We start from the raw sequence: 17,647 nt of genomic DNA on the forward strand, positions 1-17,647 counted from the left end.
TTCGCGCGTACAAATACCCTTCGACGCTTCGACGCGCGGGCTTCGCCACGCTCGACGGTCCTGCGCTCGACGCGTCGATCGACCGGTCGGCGTCGTCGCGTCCGGAGCGGAAGATCCGCGCTTCGGCCCCCCGATCGCCCGCCCCGCTACACAAGAGATAAGTGTACCATCGCTAAGGGTGGTACAAGAGCAGACAGACGAACATGATAGATCCAGTTATCCTACAACAAGGGGGCGACTGGCGCGCACAGGCGGAGGTCTTCGACGAGATCTTCTTCGTCTTCCTCGCGCTCGGCACCCTCGTCGGCACCATCGTCGTGTCGTACACGCTGTGGAACGTGTACAAGTACCGCGACGACGGAAACCGATCGGACGAGGAGTTCGACGCACCGGTCGTCGGCGAGCTCCCGACGGGACAGGGCGGTCCGAAAGCGAAGAAGCTCTTCCTCTCGTTCGGGTTGAGCGCGATCGTCGTCATCAGCCTCGTCGTGTACGCGTACGGGCTGCTCCTCTACGTCGAGCAGGGACCGGACACCGGCGACGAGGGAGACATCGAGATCATGGTCGAGGGGTACCAGTACGGCTGGGCCTACGAGTACCCGAACGGGCACACCGAACGGGGTGAACTGATCGTGCCGGCCGATCAGCGGATCGACCTCAACATCACGTCGAGAGACGTCTGGCACAACTTCGGCTCATCGGACTTACGGATAAAGTCCGACGCCATCCCCGGAGACTACAGTCAGGTGTGGTTCGCTGTGAGCTCCGAGGACGTCGAGGCACAAGGCGGGGAGGCGACCTACCGCGTCCAGTGCTTCGAGCTGTGCGGTGCGGGTCACTCCGCGATGAAGGGACAGATCACGGTCATCCCGCAAGACGAGTGGGAAGAGTGGTACGCGGGTACCGGTAACAGCTCCGCGAGCAACGGCACGTCCAGCGCCAGCATCGAGGCGCCGGGAGCCGGGTTCGCCGCGCCCGGCGGGGTGAGCGCATGAGCGGACTCCCGCCGACGACCTCCGTCAAGCGCTGGTTCGTGACGACCAACCACAAGGACATCGGAATCCTCTACACGATCACCGCGCTGTTCTTCCTGCTGTTCGGCGGCGTGATGGCGCTGCTCATCCGCCTCCAGCTGTGGGACCCGACGAGCCAGATACTCTCCGGGCTGGCGTACAACGAGGCTGTCACCGCCCACGGGCTGATAATGGTGTTCTGGTTCCTCTCGCCGTTCGCGTTCGGCTTCGCGAACTACTTCGTGCCGCTTCAGATCGGCGCGGACGACCTCGCGTTCCCGCGGCTGAACGCCCTGTCGTACTGGCTGTACCTGGGCTCGGGCCTCCTCCTCGCGATCAGCTTCTTCCAGGGCGGCACGCTGTCGGCGGGGTGGACGATTTACGCCCCGCTCAACGTGCCGATGTACACGCCGAGTATCGGTTCGACCGGCGCGGTGCTCGCGCTCGCGATGTTCGTCACCGGGACCACGGCGTCGACGGTGAACTTCCTCACGTCCATCCACCACTCCCGCGCCGAGGGGATGGGGATCATGGACATGCCGATGTTCACCTGGTCGATGCTCGCGACCGTGTGGATGATGCTGTTCGCGTTCGCCGCGCTGCTCGCGGTCGGGCTCATCCTCGCCGCGGACCGCGTCCTCGGCAGCGTCTACTTCTCGGCGACCGAAGGCGGCTCCCTCCTGTGGGGCCACCTGTTCTGGTTCTTCGGTCACCCCGAGGTGTACATCGTCTTCTTCCCGGCGCTCGGCGTCATGCTGGAGCTGTTCCAGACGTTCTCCGGTCGCCGCCTCGTCGGGCGGAAGTGGGTGATCATCTCCATCTGTCTGATCTCCGTCCAGTCGTTCCTCGTGTGGATGCACCACATGTTCCTGACGACGATCAACCTGGAGATCAAGACGCTGATGATGGCGACGACCATCGGCATCTCGCTCCCCTTCGACCTGGTCGTCTTCGCGCTGATCTACACGCTGATCAAGGGGCGGATACAGTTCACGACCCCGTTCCTGTTCGCGTTCGGCGCCCTGCTGTTGTTCATCCTCGGCGGGATCACAGGCGTCTTCCTCGGCGCCATCGTGCTCGACTACGAGTTCCGCGGCACCTACTGGGTGGTCGCGCACTTCCACTACGTGATGTTCGGCGGCGCGACGGCGCTGTTCGGCGGGGCCTACTACTGGTTCCCGAAGATCACGGGGAAGATGTACGACGAGTTCCTCGGGAAGCTCCACTTCGCGATCTTCTTCATCGGCTTCAACGCCGTCTACTTCTCGATGTTCCTCGGCTGGGAGACCCCCCGCCGGGTGTTCGAGTACAACCCCGAGTTCCAGATCTACCACCAGTTCGGGACGATCGGCGCCTTCGTGCTCGGGTTCTCTTTCTTCATCATGTTCTACAACTTCGCGAAGTCCTTCGTCTCCGGCGAGCCCGCCGGCGACAACCCGTGGGACTACTCGCGGACCGCGGAGTGGGCGGTCTCCTCGCCCCCGCCGCTTGAGAACTGGCCCAACCGACCGTCGTACGCCTCCGGGAAGCTGGAGTTCGTGAAAGACTACGTGCCGGACGGCGGGCCCGCGATGAAGACGGACGACAACGGCGATGTCGCTACCGACGGCGGCGACAGCCACTCGGCGCACATCTCCGAGTACCCGTACTGGGACAAACACCCGAGCCACGCCAGCATCTGGCCGTTCGCGCTCGCCGTGGCGCTCGGCGTCACGCTGTTCGGCTTCTCCGGCTTCGCGGAGGCAGTCACCGTCGAGCTGGGCGAGACGGCCATGCAGAGCGACGTCGTCATCTCTAACGCCTTGTACCCGACCGCTATCGTGGCCGGCCTCGTCGGGCTCCTCTACACCGGCGTGAAGTGGGGGCTTGAGGACTTCTACGCGCCGCCCTCGGAGTTCGCCGAGCGCTGGCCGTTCAACGGCGTCGAGAAGGTGAAGCTGGGGATGTGGTTCTTCCTGGCCTCCGACGTGATCGTCTTCGGCGCGTTCCTCTCGGCGGCCATCTTCGTCCGCTACAACGCGGGCTGGATGACCTGGTCGCCGCTGACGGAGTCGCTGCCGGGGCTCATCAACACCTTCGTGCTGATCACGTCCTCGTTCACCGTCATCCTCGCGCTGGTCGCGGCTCGCCGCGAGAGCCGGCAGGGGCTCTTGGCGACGCTCGGTGCGACCATCCTGCTCGGGTTCACGTTCATGGCGATCAAGCTGTGGGAGTGGAACCACGAGATCTTCGACCGGGGCGTGACCATCTCCGCGAACGCCCACGGTGACCCGATCCAGGCGTCGATCTACTACGTCACGACCGGGCTCCACGGGATCCACGTGCTGCTCGGCTTAGTGATCGCCATCTTCCTGTTCGTCAGGGCGTACCAGGGGCACTACCTCGACGACGAGCGGCCGATCGAGTACTTCGGCCTCTACTGGCACTTCGTGGACATCGTCTGGGTGTTCATCTTCCCGCTGTTCTACCTCTTCTGAGGCGGTTCGCGGTTCGGTTTTTTGTTCTCTTACGCGTCGTCCTCACCCACCGGTTCGGCGCACCACTGACAGAAGTCGAACGTCGGATCGGTCTCCTTCCCGCACTCCGGACAGCGCACGGTCCCGCCGTCGTCCGTCGTCCTCGTTGAGGGTGCGTTCGGTTCCTCTGCCGTCCCCGCGGACGGCGCGTTCGGTTCCTCCGCCGTCCCGTGGTCGGTCGACTCCGTGCGGCCGGTCGCGAGGGCAGCCTCCCGCTCTCGCTCGTACGCCCGGTTGTTCCGGAGCGCCACGACGTACGCGTCGATAACGCTGGCGCCGACGACCGCTGCGGCGGGGGCGACCTCTCGGACCGTCGGGGGGTCTCCGGCGAACACGCCCGATATCGCCGACTCGGGAACGAACACGAACACCGCCGCGGTGACCGCCACGTACCAGCCGAGCGCCCGGGCCCATCGGCGGAGGTAGGCGTGACCGAGTCCGGAGACGACGAGCGCGAGCAGGGCGGCGAGCCAGGGCCGCCGGCGAGTGCGTTCTGCCATGGACGGCAGTAGGAGTTCCCGCTCCGATAAGCTACCCATCTCTCGGAGCGTTTATGTGCCGGACGCGCCGAACTCGGGTATGTTCGGCGTTCCGCTCGGTGAGTTCCTCTACGGGGCCGCGTTCGCGGTGTTCGGGGTCGGCACTTGGGGCATCGGCCTCGGCATTGCGTACCTCCTGTACCGCCGGTGGCGCGGCGACGGTCCTCGCGGCGACGACGCCTGAGCGGCGACGACTGAGCCGGCCCGTCGCGTTCCGGTTCGGCCACGCTTTTTACCTCGCTCGTCCGATCCCGCGTATGACAGACACGGCGCTCGTCGTCGGCGGCACGCGATTCATCGGCCGCCACACCGTCGAGGAACTGCTGGCGCACGACTACGAGGTCGCGATATTCAACCGGGGGAACCACGAGAACCCCTTCGCGGACGACGACCGGGTGACCCACGTCGAGGGCGACCGGAAAGACGAGACCGCGTTACGCGCCGCGAAGCTCTCGGTCGAGCCCGACGTCGTGATCGACTGCGTCGCCTATCACCCAGCAGACGTGGAGACCGCGACGGAGGTCTTCGCCGACGTCGACGGCTACGTGTACATCTCCTCGGGGTCCAGCTACGCCGCCGAGGATATCCCCAAACGAGAGGGGGAGACGCCGCTGGAGCCGTGTACGGACGCGCAGGCGACCGACGACTCGCACGAGACGTACGGCAACCGGAAGGCCGAGGGCGACCGCGCGGTGTTCGCGGCCGCCGAGGCGGGGGTTTCCGCGATGGCGGTCCGCCCGTGTATCGTCTACGGCCCACACGACTACACGGAGCGGCTCGACTACTGGATCGACCGCGTGCTCACCCACGACCGCGTGGTCGTCCCCGGCGACGGGCAGAACCTCTGGCACCGGGCGTACGTCGAGGACGTCGCGAGCGCGCTGCGGATCGTCGCCGAGCGCGGCGAGCCGGGCGCGGCGTACAACGTCGGCGACCGGCGCGCGCTCACGCTGCGGGAGACGCTGGAGACGATCGCCGACGTCGCGGGCGCCGACTGCGAAGTCGTCACGGCGAGCGACGACGCGCTGGCGGCCGGCGACCTCGATCCGGAGGATTTCACGCTCTACCGCGAGTACCCCCACCTGCTCGACACCTGCGCGCTCGCCGACCTCGGCTGGGAGTCGACGCCGGTCGACGAGGCGATGGCGCGGACCGTCGAGGAACACCGCGAGTCGGACCGCGACGGGAGCGAGTGGGATCCCGGCCGCGAGGCCGAGGAGCGCGTCATCGGCGTGAAGGAGACGCTCTGAGGGGCCCGCACCGCTCCGCGGGGCAATTCGCGGTCAGTGGGTAATTCGCGGTCAGTATGCCGCGTCCCAGCGCGCCGGCTTCCGGCGGTTCCCGCAGTCGCGGCACTCCATCCGGTCCATCGTGTCGATCGCGATATCCGTCCCCTCGCAGTTGCCGCAGAGGTAGCCGTACCGACGCTCGTGGTCCGGGTCGACGTAGGCGACGTAGAACGGGGCCTGCGAGCCGCGGTCGCTCTCGTCGAACGCGACGTGAACCGTCCTTCCGTCTTCGGTCTGGTAGGTCGCCTCGGAGATACCCCTGAGCCGGCCGACCTGTTTCCGGAACTCCCGTTCCGTGAACGTCTGGCCGCCGATGTCGACGTCGCGCTCGCCGGTGAGTTCGTACCCCTCGCGCTCGTAGAACTCCGTGCCCGCCTCGTTGTCGGCGAGCACGCGCGCCTCGATGCGGTCGACGTCGGCCGAGCGGAGCGCGGACTCGACCCGTTCGAGGAGCGCGGAGCCGATTCCCGACCCCCTGTGGTCCGGATGGACGTGGAGCCAGTCGATCTCGCCGACGCGCTCGCGGCGCCCGACGACGTAGCTCTCCGCGAACCCGACGACGACCCCATCCACGACGGCGACCGGGAACACCGCGTCGTCGTCCTCGACGTCGTCGCCGAGGTCGCCGGCGTCGTACCACTCCTCGACGGCCTCGTCCAACAGCTCCTCGTCGACCGCGTGTCCGTACGACGCCACGAGCGACTCCCGGGCGACCGACCGGACCGCGTCGACGTCTTCGGCGGTTGCTTCGCGTAGGTCCATGCGGGCAGATACCGCTCCGGCTACAAAAAACTCGGTCGGATCTTCCGTCGCGCGTGGCCGGCGTCGTCCCCTCGTCGCGGGCCGGCGGCCCTCAGAGGACGAACGGGCCCTGCTGGCGGATCGGTTCCCCGTGCGGGCGACCCGAGACCGCAACCGCGCGGAGCGACTCGTCGGCGGCGACGTCGACCGCCTCGGCGTCCGTCACCGGGAGGACCTCGCCCTCGGCGATCGCGTCCGCGGAGCCGGCCCCATCGACGTTCACCGTCCCCGCGCCGTCGACGACGTAGAGGAAGCCGGCCCACTCGTCCGGGACCTCCCACCGCCACGAGTCGGTGACCTCTGCGTCGAGGTACTCCAGCGGCGTGTGCGTCGACAGCGGCGACCCGTCGCCGACGACCGCGGTGACCGTCGCGCCGCCGAACTCCTCGGTCGGGAGTTCGTCGACCGCGGCGTCCGAGTAGTCGGGATCCATCTCTTTGTCCTCGCGAGGCAGGTTCACCCAGAGCTGGAGCCCGTTACAGCCGGCGCCGTCGGCGGGGAACTCCGAGTGCCGGATCCCGCCGCCGGTCGTGATGTGCATCGCCTCGTTCTCGCGGGCGGTGTTCGTCACCCCGAGGCTGTCCTCGTGGTCCATGCCGCCCTCGATCATGTAGGAGACGATCTCGAACCCGCGGTGCGGGTGCATCGGGAACCCCTGGTCCGGCTCGATGTAGAACCGCTCGAAGAGGACGAACGGATCGAGGTGCTGCGGATGTTCCTCGGTCGGGAAGGCCCGGTTCGAGTTCACCCCGGTGCCGTGGCGGACGATTTGGCCCGACAGGGGCGCCGGTCGGGTCGCGCTCGACTCGTTTTCAGTCACGTTCGAAGGGTGTCGATTACAGACGATAAGCATCACGATTACGGAACCGAGAAATAGACAGCTCTCTTAGCTAATTTCTCTATATTCGTTTTTGAAAGGCTTGAAAGCTATATTTAGTGGTGTATAGAACGTACTGATATTTTACTTGAATACGCTACAGAGAAGCTTCTTACCTCTGCCGCGAGTAGGTGGGAACGCAACAATGAGCTACGAACTCGATCCGCTGCCGTACGACTACGACGCGCTTGAGCCGCACATCTCCGAGCAGGTGCTCGAATGGCATCACGACACCCATCATCAGGGGTACGTCAACGGCTGGAACGCCGCCGAAGAGACGCTCGAAGAGAACCGCGAGGCGGGCGACTTCTCTTCGTCCGGCGGGGCCATCCGCAACGTGACCCACAACTCCTCGGGCCACATCCTCCACGACCTGTTCTGGCAGAACATGTCGCCGGCGGGCGGCGACGAGCCCGAGGGTGCGCTGGCCGACCGCATCGAGGAGGACTTCGGCTCGTACGAGGCCTGGAAGGGCGAGTTCGAGGCGGCAGCCTCCGCGGCCAGCGGCTGGGCGCTGCTGGTGTACGACACGTTCTCGAACCAGCTCCGCAACGTCGTGGTCGACAAGCACGACCAGGGCGCGATCTGGGGCGGCCACCCGATCCTCGCGCTGGACGTCTGGGAGCACTCCTACTACCACGACTACGGCCCGGCCCGCGGCGAGTTCGTCGACAACTTCTTCGAAGTCGTCGACTGGGACGAGCCGTCCAGCCGTTACGAGCAGGCCGTCGAGCTGTTCGAGTAATTAGGTAGTCGACCGCGCGATTGGTCTGACGTGACGTTTCCGCGCTCCGTGCGCCCGCCGCCGGTGACGGATCGATACTGTGGGCGGTCTCGGCGGCGATTTCTCTCCCTTCTCGGCTATGGAACGTCGGGGCTCCGGAGACTCTCCCGTCCGAAACGGTTGTTCGCTTATAAATGATAAACTGGTGACCGGCGGTGAACGCCTCCAAAGCCCCACCCGCACAGCACCGCGACCGCACCTCACGCCTCCCCAGCCTCGTCGGCCGGTCTCCGTTTCGCTCCGACCGGCCGACTCCCTCGCGCGGTGCTGTCGCCGGCGCGAAGCGCCGGCTTCCAGAGGGACCTTCGGTCCCTCGCGGCTCGGCCGCGAGGCGGCCTCGCAGGCACGCGCCACCGCACCTTCTTTTATAAATGATCGTCGCTACTCGCGTTCGTCGAGCGCTGACCGTCTGTATTCAGGCGGTTACCGCGCGTCGAGTTCGGGTGCGTCGGTCTCGACGACCGTTCCGGTCTCGTCGACGCCCACGCGCATCTCGTCGCCCGCGCAGGAGATCGTCAGGCGAACGCGGAGCGGCTCCTCGGAGACGACCGTCGTCGCGGCGTCGCTCACGCACCAGTCGAACGTCCAGAACGGCGCCGAGCTCGGGTCGACGCCGCGGTCCGCGTGGAATCGGAGCACGTCGGCGTCGTCGAGCAGCAGGAGACCGACGGTGGATCGGAGGTCGTAGCTACAGCGCCGGCAGGCGTGCTCGACGGCGACTTCCTGACCCTCCTCCTCGGGGGTGCGCACGAGGTCGGTCTCGACCGTCCCGGTACACTCGGGGCAGACGCCGTCCGCGGCCAGGCAGTAGTGGTGGCGGACGTAGTGGCCGAAGGCGTCCAGCAGGTCGTCGGTCGAGCGGCCGTCGAGCGCGCCCGCCGGGAACGGGTAGCTCACCTGGATCGCGCCGCAGTCGGCGCAGCCGACGGAGAGCGTGTCGTCGACGTACCAGGCGTGGAGGTCCCCGCCGCAGGCGTGACACGACCCCTCGGCCGGGAAGAAGCCCAGCTGCGCGCGCTCGGTCAGCGCGCCGGTGAAGATGGCGCTCACGACCTTCCGTCCGGGCGCGCGGAACTCGTAGCCGTCGTCGCCCCGGCGAATGAAGTGGCCGGTGAGCCGGTCGAGGTGGTAGCTGAAGTTCGCGCTGTCCGTCGCGTCGACCCGCTCGAACAGGTCGGTGAAGCTCACGGGCGACTCGTCGCCGCCGAGGTCGAGCAGCGCGCGGAGGACCTCGACCCGCGTCTCGTTACCGAGGACCGAGAACACCTCGGCGGGCGGGACCCGCGATTCGGTCCGCGGGGTCGCTGCCGACGCGTCGGCGCCGTCGATGCGGTCCGTCCGCTCTCCGTCGGCCGGGACGCCGGCGGACCGGTCGAACTGACTCATACGTCCCCCGTCGTTTACCAAGCGGTAAAGTCTGTTGGAGCGGTCGTCGCGGCGTCGCCTTCCTCGGTCGCACGTCGCCCGCGATCCGGTCGGCATCACCGCTATCTAACCCCTTTTCCCTTTTTCTACCGTTTGGTAAAACGCAATGAGTGACCTATCGATCGACGCGGCGTGGGACGAGCTCTACGTCGACGGCGAGTGGTGCGCGAGCGAGCGCGGCGAGACCATCGCGGTCGAGGACCCCTCGACGCGAGAGACGGTGACCGAGGTGGCCTCGGGGACCGAGGCCGACGTGGACGCGGCCTACGAGGCAGCGGCCGAGGCGCAGGAGGCGTGGGGCGAGCAGCCGCCCGCCCGGCGGCAGGCGGTGATCGAGGAGTTCCACGAGGCGCTCGACGCGCACGCCGACGAGATAATCGAGCTGCTGGAGCACGAGGTCGGCGGCTCCGCCATCATGGGCGAGACGTCGATCCAGATCGCGAGCGACCACGCGAGCGAGGCCGCGACGCTCCCGCGCCGGATGAAGGGCGAACACGCCGCCTCCAACATCCCCGGCAAGGAGAACCAGCTACGGGTCGGCCCGAAGGGCGTCGTCACGGTGATCTCGCCGTGGAACTTCCCGCTGAACCTCTCGATGCGGGCGGTCGCGCCCGCGATCGCGGCCGGGAACTCGGTCGTCCTCAAGCCCTCGACGAACTCCCCGATCACCGGCGGGCTGCTGTTCGCGAAGCTGTTCGAGGAGACCGACCTCCCCGACGGCGTCCTGAACGTCGTCACCGGCCGCGGCTCCGAGATCGGCGACCGCGTCGCGAGCCACCCCGAGAGCGACGTCGTCGCCTTCACGGGCTCGACGGAAGTGGGCAAGCACGTCGCGGGCCTCGCCGGCGAGAACCTCGCCGTCCCGGCGATGGAGCTGGGCGGCAACAACGCGCACGTCGTCACCGCGGACGCCGACCTCGACCGCGCGCTCGACGCCGCCGCGTTCGGCTCCTTCGTCCATCAGGGACAGGTGTGTATCTCGATCAACCGACACGTCGTCCACGAGGACATCTACGACGAGTACGTCGCGGGCCTCGTCGAGCGCGCCGAGTCGCTGCCGACCGGCGGCGTCCACGATCCGGAGACGATCGTCGGCCCGATCATCGACGAGTCGCAGCGCGACGAGATGCTGGAGTACGTCGACGAGACGGTCGAGGCGGGCGCGACCCTGGAGACGGGGGGCCACACGGTCGACGTCGACGGCGTCGACGACTCCCTCGTCGTCGCGCCGACCGTCCTGTCGGGCGTGACGAACGACATGCCCGCGGCGGCGAACGAGCACTTCGGCCCGATCGCGCCCGTGATCCCGTTCTCGGACGTCGACGAGGCGGTCGCGATCGCCAACGACACCGAGTACGGGCTCTCGGGTGCGGTCCACTCCGGCGACCTCGGCACGGCGAAGGAGATCGCCGACCGCATGGAGACGGGCAACGTCCACATCAACGACCAGCCGATCAACGACGAGGCGCACGTCCCGTTCAGCGGGGTCGGCGCCTCCGGCGTCGGCCACTACAACAGCGACGCGTTCCTCTCGGAGATCACCGAGACGAAGTGGATCTCGATCCAGCACGAGCCGCGCGAGTACCCGTTCTGAGCGGGTCTCACCCGCTGCGCGGCCGCTGACCGAGACGCCTCGGTCGGCTCGTCGCCTTAGACGCACCACTCCTCCTCGGTGTAACACATCTCCCAGAACGCGTGTTCGAGGCGGGCGCTCCGGAGGAACGCCGCCCGCATCGCGTCGCGCTCGCCCGGGTACGCCTCGCCGTAGCGGTCGACGAGCTCGCGCATCCATCCGACCGTCTCGCGGAACTCGTCGCTCGTGTACTTCTCGATGAACGGGGTGTACCGATGTTCCTCGGCCGCGAGCGACGCCATGTGGTCGGCGACGTCGAGGTACCCCTGTCCGCACGGGTAGACCGCGGCCGCGATCTCCGCGATCGACCCCTCGTGGGCCGTTCGCACGAGGAAGTCGGTGTAGGCGGCGCAGGTCGGCGCCTTCTCGACGGCCTCTAGGTCAGCGGGCGAGAGCCCGTAGTCGGCGGCGAACGAGCGGTGAAGGTCCATCTCGTCGTCGAGCGTGGCGTGGGCGGTTCCGGTGAGCCGCCGCGTCGTCGCCTCGTCGTCGGCCTTCGCCCCGGCAAGCGCGAAGACGCGAGCGTAGTCGAGCAGGTACCGATAGTCCTGTTTCACCCAGTGGCGGAACGCCGCCTCGTCGAGGCTGCCGTCCGCGAGTTCGACGACGAACGGGTGCTCCTTCTGCGCGTCCCATATCTCCGATCCGGCTTCGAGGAGTCGGTCGCTGAAGCCCATCTCGTCGGCCGCTCGTTCCGCACCCTGATATAACTAATTAATATTACTAAGTGATAAATCGGCAGCGAGCCGGTGATCTCAAGAGTCGAACCTCGAACGGGGCGAAGTGGGGATACCGCGGAGACGGGGCGACTCGGAAAGAACCGTCCGCAGGAACGAGAGTCGTTACGAGATCGAGTACGTCGCGGCCGCCATCAGCAGCATGGTGAGCGCGAGCGCGAGCCCCATCAGGTAGGTGAGCGAGCGGTTCTCCCAGCGGAGGTGCTGGAAGTACGCGACGATGAGCAGCGTCTTGACCGACGCGATCACCAGCGTCCCGACGATAGCCTGTGTGTACGTGAACTCGATGAACGAAGTCTCGAAGAGCGCGAAGTTCAACGTCGCCGCGACGAGGAGGGCGACGTAGATCGCCGAGTACAGTTTCACGGAGTCGTGCGCCATCTTACACTCCACTTCGTCCCTGCGCTTAAAGAATTAACCATCCGGGGTGTACGGTGTCGACGCCGAGCGGGCCGCGCACCGGCATCGAGCAGGCCGCGCGCCGGCGTCGAACGGAGCCGCGCCGAGGTTTCGGATCCCGAAACGCATATCCGCGCGACGGCCGGAACTCCGGCCGGTCGCAGCCCCGACCGATATCCGCCGTGACTCCGCTCGAACCGACGGACGACCTGCTCGAATCGCTGTACGTCGTCAACAAGGTCGCGAAGCAGTTCGCCGACGAGGCCACCGCGGCCTACGAGCGCGGCGACGTCACCGAGAGCAACGTCCGCTCGGCGCGGAAGGACGCCCTCTACCGGCTCAAGACCGCCGTCCTCTCGCGGATGGTCGCGTACGACGCCGATCGGGTCACCGGCGAGTACCACGCCATCAACGGCGACGTGTGGCTGTTCCTCACGGTCGGCGACTGGCACTTCCACCAGCCGCCGCACGCGATCGGCGGCGAGCTCACGGACGCTATCTCGATCGCGAACTCCCGAGCGAACCCGATCGACGCCCCCTACGAGCGCGATTCCGCCGTGGAGCGCTCGGACCGCACGCTCGAGGACGCGCTGTCCCGGCTCGACGAGGTCGGCGCCAACGCCAACGACCACCTCGCGCGACCGACCGTCACCAGCGAACACGACCGGATCGTCGACGTCCGCTGGTCGTTCCTCTCGTGAATTCCGGCACTTCACGGAAAAAGTCGCGTTCGCGTTCCGGACCGAGCAGCGGCCGGCCGCTCAGGCTTCGACGACTTCGATCGCGCCGAGCATCCCGTTCGCCTGGTGGGGCGTACACTGGTACAGCTGGATGCCGGTGTTGTCGAACGACTGCTCGAAGGTGTGTCCCTCCTCGGAGACGGCGCTCCCGCTGCTGAAGTCCGACTCGGACCCCTCGACCGACTCGACGTTGTGCGCGCCGCCGGTCCCGGTCCACTCCCAGACGACGGTCGTGCTGGAGTCGATGCGGATCGCCGCCGGCGAGAAGGCGAACCCGACGTCGCCGGCGCCGACCTGAACCGTCACCTCGTCCTGCCCGGTGAAATCCATGATCGTACCCTCGTACATGCGGGCGTCCGAGAGGTACTCGTCGATCTCGCTGGGCACGTCATCGACGGCGGTCCCGCCGTCGCCGCCGTCGGAGCCGTCAGACCCGTCGCCGCCGTCGCCGCCGCCGGAACAGCCGGCGAGCGTTCCGATGGTCAGCGCGGCGCCGGTTCCGGCGAGATACCGCCGTCTGGACAGTTTGTCAGACATCGATTGAGTTAGGGGCTGAAGACATACAAACCCCCGGACGGCTCTCGGCCACCGGGAACGAATCGGACCCCGATCGACCCGCTCGGAGTCCGGTGCCCGCGCCGTGAGGGGCGGGTTTATCGCGCTCCGGACCCTCCCGGCGACCAATGCGCGAAGACGCGCTGGCGACCCGGCTCGTCGAACACTACGAGGCGACGGTCGACGATCCGACGATCCGGCTCGAAGAGCCGTACGACGCCGACGGGCGAGAGGGGGTCGTCGACCTGGTCGTCCGGACCCGGACCCCCGAGCCGGTCGACCGGGTGATCGAGCTCAAGGCCGACGCCGCGGTGCGCCGCGCCACCGGCGCGAACGAGGTCCTCCGGCAGTACCGGCGGATGGAGCGGTACTTCCACGCCGACGAGCGCCACGCGCTCCGTCCCAAGCTCGGCCGCACCGATCCGGGCGCGCGCTACCTGCTGTGTTTCGCGCCGACGCCGACCTGCGTCCACCACGTCGCGACGAACCGCACGCTGTACGGCTCCGTCGACCCCGAGGCGCGAGCGGGGGACGTGCCCGCCGTCCGCACCGTCGCGTTCCTGACCGGCCTCGACGGCGACCCAGCCGACCTCGGACTGGTCTCGGTCAACGGCGAGATCGAGTTCGGCTCGGAGCCGTTCAAGCGGGCCGTACCGGACGACTCGCGGCTCGCCGAGAGCCTTCGGGCCGTCGACGACGACCTGATAGCGTTCCCCTGAGGCGCGCCGCGCCGACGGTCCGAGGGGTCCGGTTCCCCGCTAGAGGCCGAGCTCGCGGCCGATGACGACGTGTTGAATCTCGCTGGTCCCCTCGCCGATCTCCATCAGCTTCGCGTCGCGGTAGAAGCGCTGCGGGGCGAAGTCGGTGGTGTAGCCGTAGCCGCCGAGCGTCTGGACCGCCTCCTCGGCCACCTCGCGGGCCGCCTCGCTGGCGTCGAGCTTGGCGAGCGCGGACTCGCGCGTGACCGACTCGCCGGCGTCGTACTTCGACGCGGCGCGGTGGGTCAACAGGCGGGCGCGCTCGATCTGACGGTGCATGTGGACCACCTTGTCGCGGATCGCGTCGAACTTCGCGATCGGCTTGCCGAACTGCTCGCGCTCGCCCGCGTACTCCTTCGCGGCCTCGTAGGCGCCCTGCGCGAGGCCCACGGAGAGCGCGGCGATGGAGATCCGTCCGCCGTCGAGCGTTTTCATCGTCTGTGTCCACCCTTCGCCCTCCTCGCCGAGGAGCCGGTCTTCCGGGATCCGGACGTCGTCCAACTGGATCTCACAGGTCGGCGAGGAGTTGAGTCCCATCTTGTCCCAGACGGTCGTCACCTCGAAGCCGTCGTCGTTCTCCGGGTCGACGATGAACGTCGAAATGCCGTCGTAGCCGGCCTCGGGGTCCGTGACGGCCTTCACGAGGATCGAGTTGGCGACGTTCGCGTTCGTGATGAACTGCTTGGTGCCGTTGAGCACGTACTCGCCCGCGTCGGCGTCGTGCTCGGCGGTCGTGTCCATGTCGGAGGCGTCCGAGCCGCTGCCCGGCTCCGTGAGCGCCCACGCGCCGAGCCTCTCGCCCTCCGCGAGCGGGCGGAGCCACCGCTCCTTCTGTTCGTCGGTGCCGAACAGCTCGATCGGTTTCGCGCCCAGCGAGGTGTGCGCGGCGTACGAGAGGCCGATCCCGCCGGAGACGCGCCCGATCTCCTCCGTGACCAGGGCGTACATCAGCTGGTCGCCGCCGAGGCCGCCGTACTCCTCGGAGACTGGGATCCCCATCACGTCGAGCTCCGCGAGCGAGTCGAACACCTCCTCGGGGAACCGGTGTTCGTCCTCGATTGCCTGCGCGATGGGCGCGATCTCCTCCTCGCAGAACTCCCGGACGGTGTCGCGTATCATCCGATGTTCGGCGGGTACCTCGAAGTCCATGGGCAAGAATTGCGGCCGGCGGGCATAAACGATGCGAACGACCGTGTTAGACCGCACGCCTCGCCGCTGAAAGAGCTAAGTGCGTCCTCGCCGAGTTCGGTCGACATGGACCGAGACGGGATCGCGGCCGTCGTGGCGGAGCTGACGCTCGCGGAGAAGGTGGGCCTCGTTCACGGGGCCGAAGACGTCGAGGGGACGGCGACGGGGTTCGTCCCCGGCGTGGAGCGCGTCGGGATCCCGCCGATCAGGCTGACCGACGGCCCGCTCGGCGTCCGGACCGACGAGCCGGCGACCGCCTTCCCGTCGTCGCCGGCGCTCGCGGCGACGTTCGACCCCGACCTCGCCGAGCGCTTCGGGCGAGCCCTCGGCCGTGAGGCGACCGCGCGCGGGCAGGATGTCCTCCTCGGCCCCGGAACGAACCTGATCCGAGTGCCGCACTGCGGACGCAACTTCGAGTACTTCTCCGAGGACCCGGTCCACGCCGGCGCGTTCGCGGCCGCGGTGACCGAGGGGATCCAGTCCGCCGGCGTCGTCGCGACGCCGAAACACTACGTCGCGAACAGCCAGGAGACCCGCCGCGCCGAGGTCAGCGCCCGGGTGGACGAGTCCGTCCTCCGCGAGCTGTACCTGCCCGCGTTCCGCGACGCCGTCGAGGCCGGCGCCGGCTCGGTGATGTCGTCGTACAACCGCGTCAACGGGACGTACGCGAGCGAACACGAGAGACTCCTCACCGACGTACTCAAGGGCGAGTGGGGGTTCGACGGCTACGTCGTCTCCGACTGGTTCGGCACCGAGAGCGTCGTCGACAGCGCGAACGCCGGGCTCGACCTCCAGATGCCCGGTACCTCGGTCGAGGAGCTGCTCGAATCGATGGGGGTCGCCCCCGACGCCGGCGTCGAACCGACGGACGGCGACGCGGCGGGGGTGGACGGGACAGAGGGAGCAGGCGCCGCGGGGGAGGAAGCCGCCCCGGAGGGCCTCTTCGACGCGGCCGCGGACTCCCCGTTCGCGGGCGGGATGCCGGACCCGACGAGCGGTGGGCGATACGCGACGGAGCTCGGTCCCGCGGTCGAGCGCGGCGACGTGCCCGAGTCTCGGCTCGACGACATGGTGACGCGGATCCTCCGGTCGCTCGACGCGGTCGGGCACCTCGACGGCGAGGCGAGCGGCGACGGCGAGGCGGGCGGTGACGCGACGACGGGCGCGCTCGACACCCCGGAACACCGCGACCTCGCGGCGACGGTCGCGACCCGCGGGACCGTCCTGCTGAAAAACGACGGCGTCCTGCCGCTCGCGGACGACGCCGACGTCGCGGTCGTCGGTCCGAACGTCGACGAGGCGCTGCTCGGGGGCGGCGGCTCCTCCGAGGTGACGCCGTTCGTCCGGACGACCCCCCGCGAGGGGATCGAGGCGCGCGCCGACGGAGCGGTGACCGTCGCCCCCGGGCTGCCCCGCGTCGAGGGGATCTCGATGTTCGAGGCGATGGACGGCGCGGGCGATCCCGGCGAGGACGAGGTCGCTCCCGAGGGCGGTCCTGACGATCCGGGTGCCGTCGACGCCGAAGGGGACGACGAGCGATCGGTCGATATCGAGGGGGCCGCGGCGGCGGCCGCCGGCGCGGACGTCGCCGTCGTCTTCGTCCGCGACCGCGCGACCGAGGCCGCCGACCGCGACTCGCTCCGGCTCCCGGGGCGACAGGACGACCTGATCGCCGCCGTCGCCGACGCCGCCGACAGGACCGTCGTCGTCGCGAACGCGAGCGGGCCGATCGAGACGCCGTGGCGCGACGACGTCGACGCGGTCCTCGCGGGCTGGTACCCCGGACAGGCGCACGGCGAGGCGGCCGCGGCGGTCCTCTACGGCGACGCCGACCCCGGCGGGCGGCTCCCGGTGACGTTCGCCCCCGAAGACGCGTATCCGACGGCCGACGAGCGCCGCTTCCCGGGCGTCGACGGGGAGGCGGTGTACGACGAGGGGTTGCTCGTCGGCTACCGCCACTTCGACGCGACCGGCGACGGCCCGACCTACCCCTTCGGACACGGTCACAGCTACGCCGAGTTCCGGTACGAGGGCGTCGAGGCGGTCGGCCCGTCGACGGTCGAGGCGACGCTTTCGAACGTCGCCGCCAGACCCGGTCGGGAGGTCGTGCAGGCGTACGTCGGCGTCTCCGACACGCCCGCCGCGCCCGCCGCGCCCGACGAGCGCATCCGTCCGCCCCGCGAGCTCGGCGGGTTCGCCGCGGTCGAGCTCGCTCCCGGCGAGTCGACGACGGTCGAGATCGAGCTCGACGAGCGCGCGTTCGAGCGGTACGACGCCTCCGCGGGGTGGACGGTCGACGCGGGGGAGCACGTCGTCGAGGTGGGCCGGTCCTCGCGCGACCGACGCGGCTCCGCGACGATCGAGCGGTGACGGCGCCCGAGGACGCCTTTTAA

Annotated in this window: 17 protein-coding genes; 9 read left to right on the top strand and 8 right to left on the bottom strand. The window is 68.5% G+C overall.

Translation table 11 applies throughout. The annotated features are described in order from the left end of the window. Positions 1-203 precede the first annotated feature (203 nt). Together coxB and CPZ01_RS02455 are read left to right on the top strand one after the other, a co-directional pair. Entirely contained in the window at positions 204-995 is a 792-nt protein-coding gene (gene coxB / locus CPZ01_RS02450) for a cytochrome c oxidase subunit II (RefSeq protein ID WP_096393266.1), read from the top strand. After that, entirely contained in the window at positions 992-3,490 is a 2,499-nt protein-coding gene (locus tag CPZ01_RS02455) for a cbb3-type cytochrome c oxidase subunit I (protein ID WP_096393267.1), read from the top strand. Before coxB ends, CPZ01_RS02455 begins: the two co-directional genes overlap by 4 nt. Before the next feature lie 29 nt (positions 3,491-3,519). Here CPZ01_RS02455 and CPZ01_RS02460 read toward each other — a convergent pair whose 3' ends face one another. Continuing rightward, positions 3,520-4,029, bottom strand: coding sequence for a zinc ribbon domain-containing protein (locus tag CPZ01_RS02460; RefSeq protein ID WP_096393268.1), 510 nt, complete (start codon positions 4,027-4,029; stop codon positions 3,520-3,522). 79 nt (positions 4,030-4,108) lie between these two features. Between CPZ01_RS02460 and CPZ01_RS15320 the strand changes: the two genes are divergently transcribed. Both CPZ01_RS15320 and CPZ01_RS02465 read left to right on the top strand, forming a co-directional pair. Then, positions 4,109-4,252, top strand: a complete 144-nt coding sequence (locus tag CPZ01_RS15320) for a hypothetical protein (protein WP_172863918.1) — start codon at positions 4,109-4,111, stop codon at positions 4,250-4,252. Positions 4,253-4,325: 73 nt separating this feature from the next. Continuing rightward, entirely contained in the window at positions 4,326-5,318 is a 993-nt protein-coding gene (locus tag CPZ01_RS02465) for an NAD-dependent epimerase/dehydratase family protein (protein ID WP_096393269.1), read from the top strand. Between the two features lie 51 nt (positions 5,319-5,369). Here CPZ01_RS02465 and CPZ01_RS02470 read toward each other — a convergent pair whose 3' ends face one another. Then, positions 5,370-6,119 carry a GNAT family N-acetyltransferase gene (locus tag CPZ01_RS02470; RefSeq protein WP_096393270.1) on the bottom strand — a complete coding sequence of 250 codons (750 nt, stop codon included), beginning with the start codon at positions 6,117-6,119 and terminating at the stop codon, positions 5,370-5,372. A gap of 91 nt (positions 6,120-6,210) precedes the next feature. After that, positions 6,211-6,978 carry a pirin family protein gene (locus tag CPZ01_RS02475; protein WP_096393271.1) on the bottom strand — a complete coding sequence of 256 codons (768 nt, stop codon included), beginning with the start codon at positions 6,976-6,978 and terminating at the stop codon, positions 6,211-6,213. Positions 6,979-7,180: 202 nt separating this feature from the next. On the opposite strand from CPZ01_RS02475, the gene sod reads away from it, so the two are divergent. After that, positions 7,181-7,780, top strand: coding sequence for a superoxide dismutase (sod, locus tag CPZ01_RS02480; protein ID WP_096393272.1), 600 nt, complete (start codon positions 7,181-7,183; stop codon positions 7,778-7,780). Between the two features lie 462 nt (positions 7,781-8,242). On the opposite strand, the gene CPZ01_RS02485 is transcribed toward sod, so the two are convergent. Beyond that, positions 8,243-9,205 carry a winged helix-turn-helix domain-containing protein gene (locus tag CPZ01_RS02485; RefSeq protein ID WP_096393273.1) on the bottom strand — a complete coding sequence of 321 codons (963 nt, stop codon included), beginning with the start codon at positions 9,203-9,205 and terminating at the stop codon, positions 8,243-8,245. Between the two features lie 145 nt (positions 9,206-9,350). Between CPZ01_RS02485 and CPZ01_RS02490 the strand changes: the two genes are divergently transcribed. After that, positions 9,351-10,838 carry an aldehyde dehydrogenase family protein gene (locus CPZ01_RS02490; RefSeq protein WP_096393274.1) on the top strand — a complete coding sequence of 496 codons (1,488 nt, stop codon included), beginning with the start codon at positions 9,351-9,353 and terminating at the stop codon, positions 10,836-10,838. 56 nt (positions 10,839-10,894) lie between these two features. Here CPZ01_RS02490 and tenA read toward each other — a convergent pair whose 3' ends face one another. Then, positions 10,895-11,554 carry a thiaminase II gene (gene tenA / locus CPZ01_RS02495; RefSeq protein ID WP_096393275.1) on the bottom strand — a complete coding sequence of 220 codons (660 nt, stop codon included), beginning with the start codon at positions 11,552-11,554 and terminating at the stop codon, positions 10,895-10,897. A 165-nt stretch (positions 11,555-11,719) separates the two neighbouring features. Then, positions 11,720-11,995 carry a cytochrome C oxidase subunit IV family protein gene (locus CPZ01_RS02500; protein ID WP_096393276.1) on the bottom strand — a complete coding sequence of 92 codons (276 nt, stop codon included), beginning with the start codon at positions 11,993-11,995 and terminating at the stop codon, positions 11,720-11,722. Positions 11,996-12,195: 200 nt separating this feature from the next. On the opposite strand from CPZ01_RS02500, the gene CPZ01_RS02505 reads away from it, so the two are divergent. Then, positions 12,196-12,714, top strand: coding sequence for a hypothetical protein (locus tag CPZ01_RS02505; RefSeq protein WP_096393277.1), 519 nt, complete (start codon positions 12,196-12,198; stop codon positions 12,712-12,714). 60 nt (positions 12,715-12,774) lie between these two features. Here the strand turns inward: CPZ01_RS02505 and CPZ01_RS02510 are convergent, their stop codons facing one another. After that, positions 12,775-13,290, bottom strand: coding sequence for a halocyanin domain-containing protein (locus CPZ01_RS02510; protein ID WP_096393278.1), 516 nt, complete (start codon positions 13,288-13,290; stop codon positions 12,775-12,777). Between the two features lie 146 nt (positions 13,291-13,436). Between CPZ01_RS02510 and CPZ01_RS02515 the strand changes: the two genes are divergently transcribed. After that, a complete protein-coding gene (locus CPZ01_RS02515; RefSeq protein ID WP_096393279.1) occupies positions 13,437-14,027 on the top strand; it encodes a hypothetical protein in 591 nt (196 codons plus the stop codon). Between the two features lie 39 nt (positions 14,028-14,066). Here the strand turns inward: CPZ01_RS02515 and CPZ01_RS02520 are convergent, their stop codons facing one another. After that, positions 14,067-15,215 carry an acyl-CoA dehydrogenase family protein gene (locus CPZ01_RS02520; protein WP_096393280.1) on the bottom strand — a complete coding sequence of 383 codons (1,149 nt, stop codon included), beginning with the start codon at positions 15,213-15,215 and terminating at the stop codon, positions 14,067-14,069. Positions 15,216-15,320: 105 nt separating this feature from the next. Between CPZ01_RS02520 and CPZ01_RS02525 the strand changes: the two genes are divergently transcribed. Further along, the gene (locus CPZ01_RS02525) at positions 15,321-17,624 is read left to right on the top strand and encodes a beta-glucosidase family protein (protein WP_096393281.1); all 2,304 of its coding nucleotides are present in this window, start codon (positions 15,321-15,323) and stop codon (positions 17,622-17,624) included. Positions 17,625-17,647 lie beyond the last annotated feature (23 nt).

This window comes from Halorubrum trapanicum (assembly GCF_002355655.1).
GTDB classification, from domain to species: domain Archaea; phylum Halobacteriota; class Halobacteria; order Halobacteriales; family Haloferacaceae; genus Halorubrum; species Halorubrum trapanicum_A.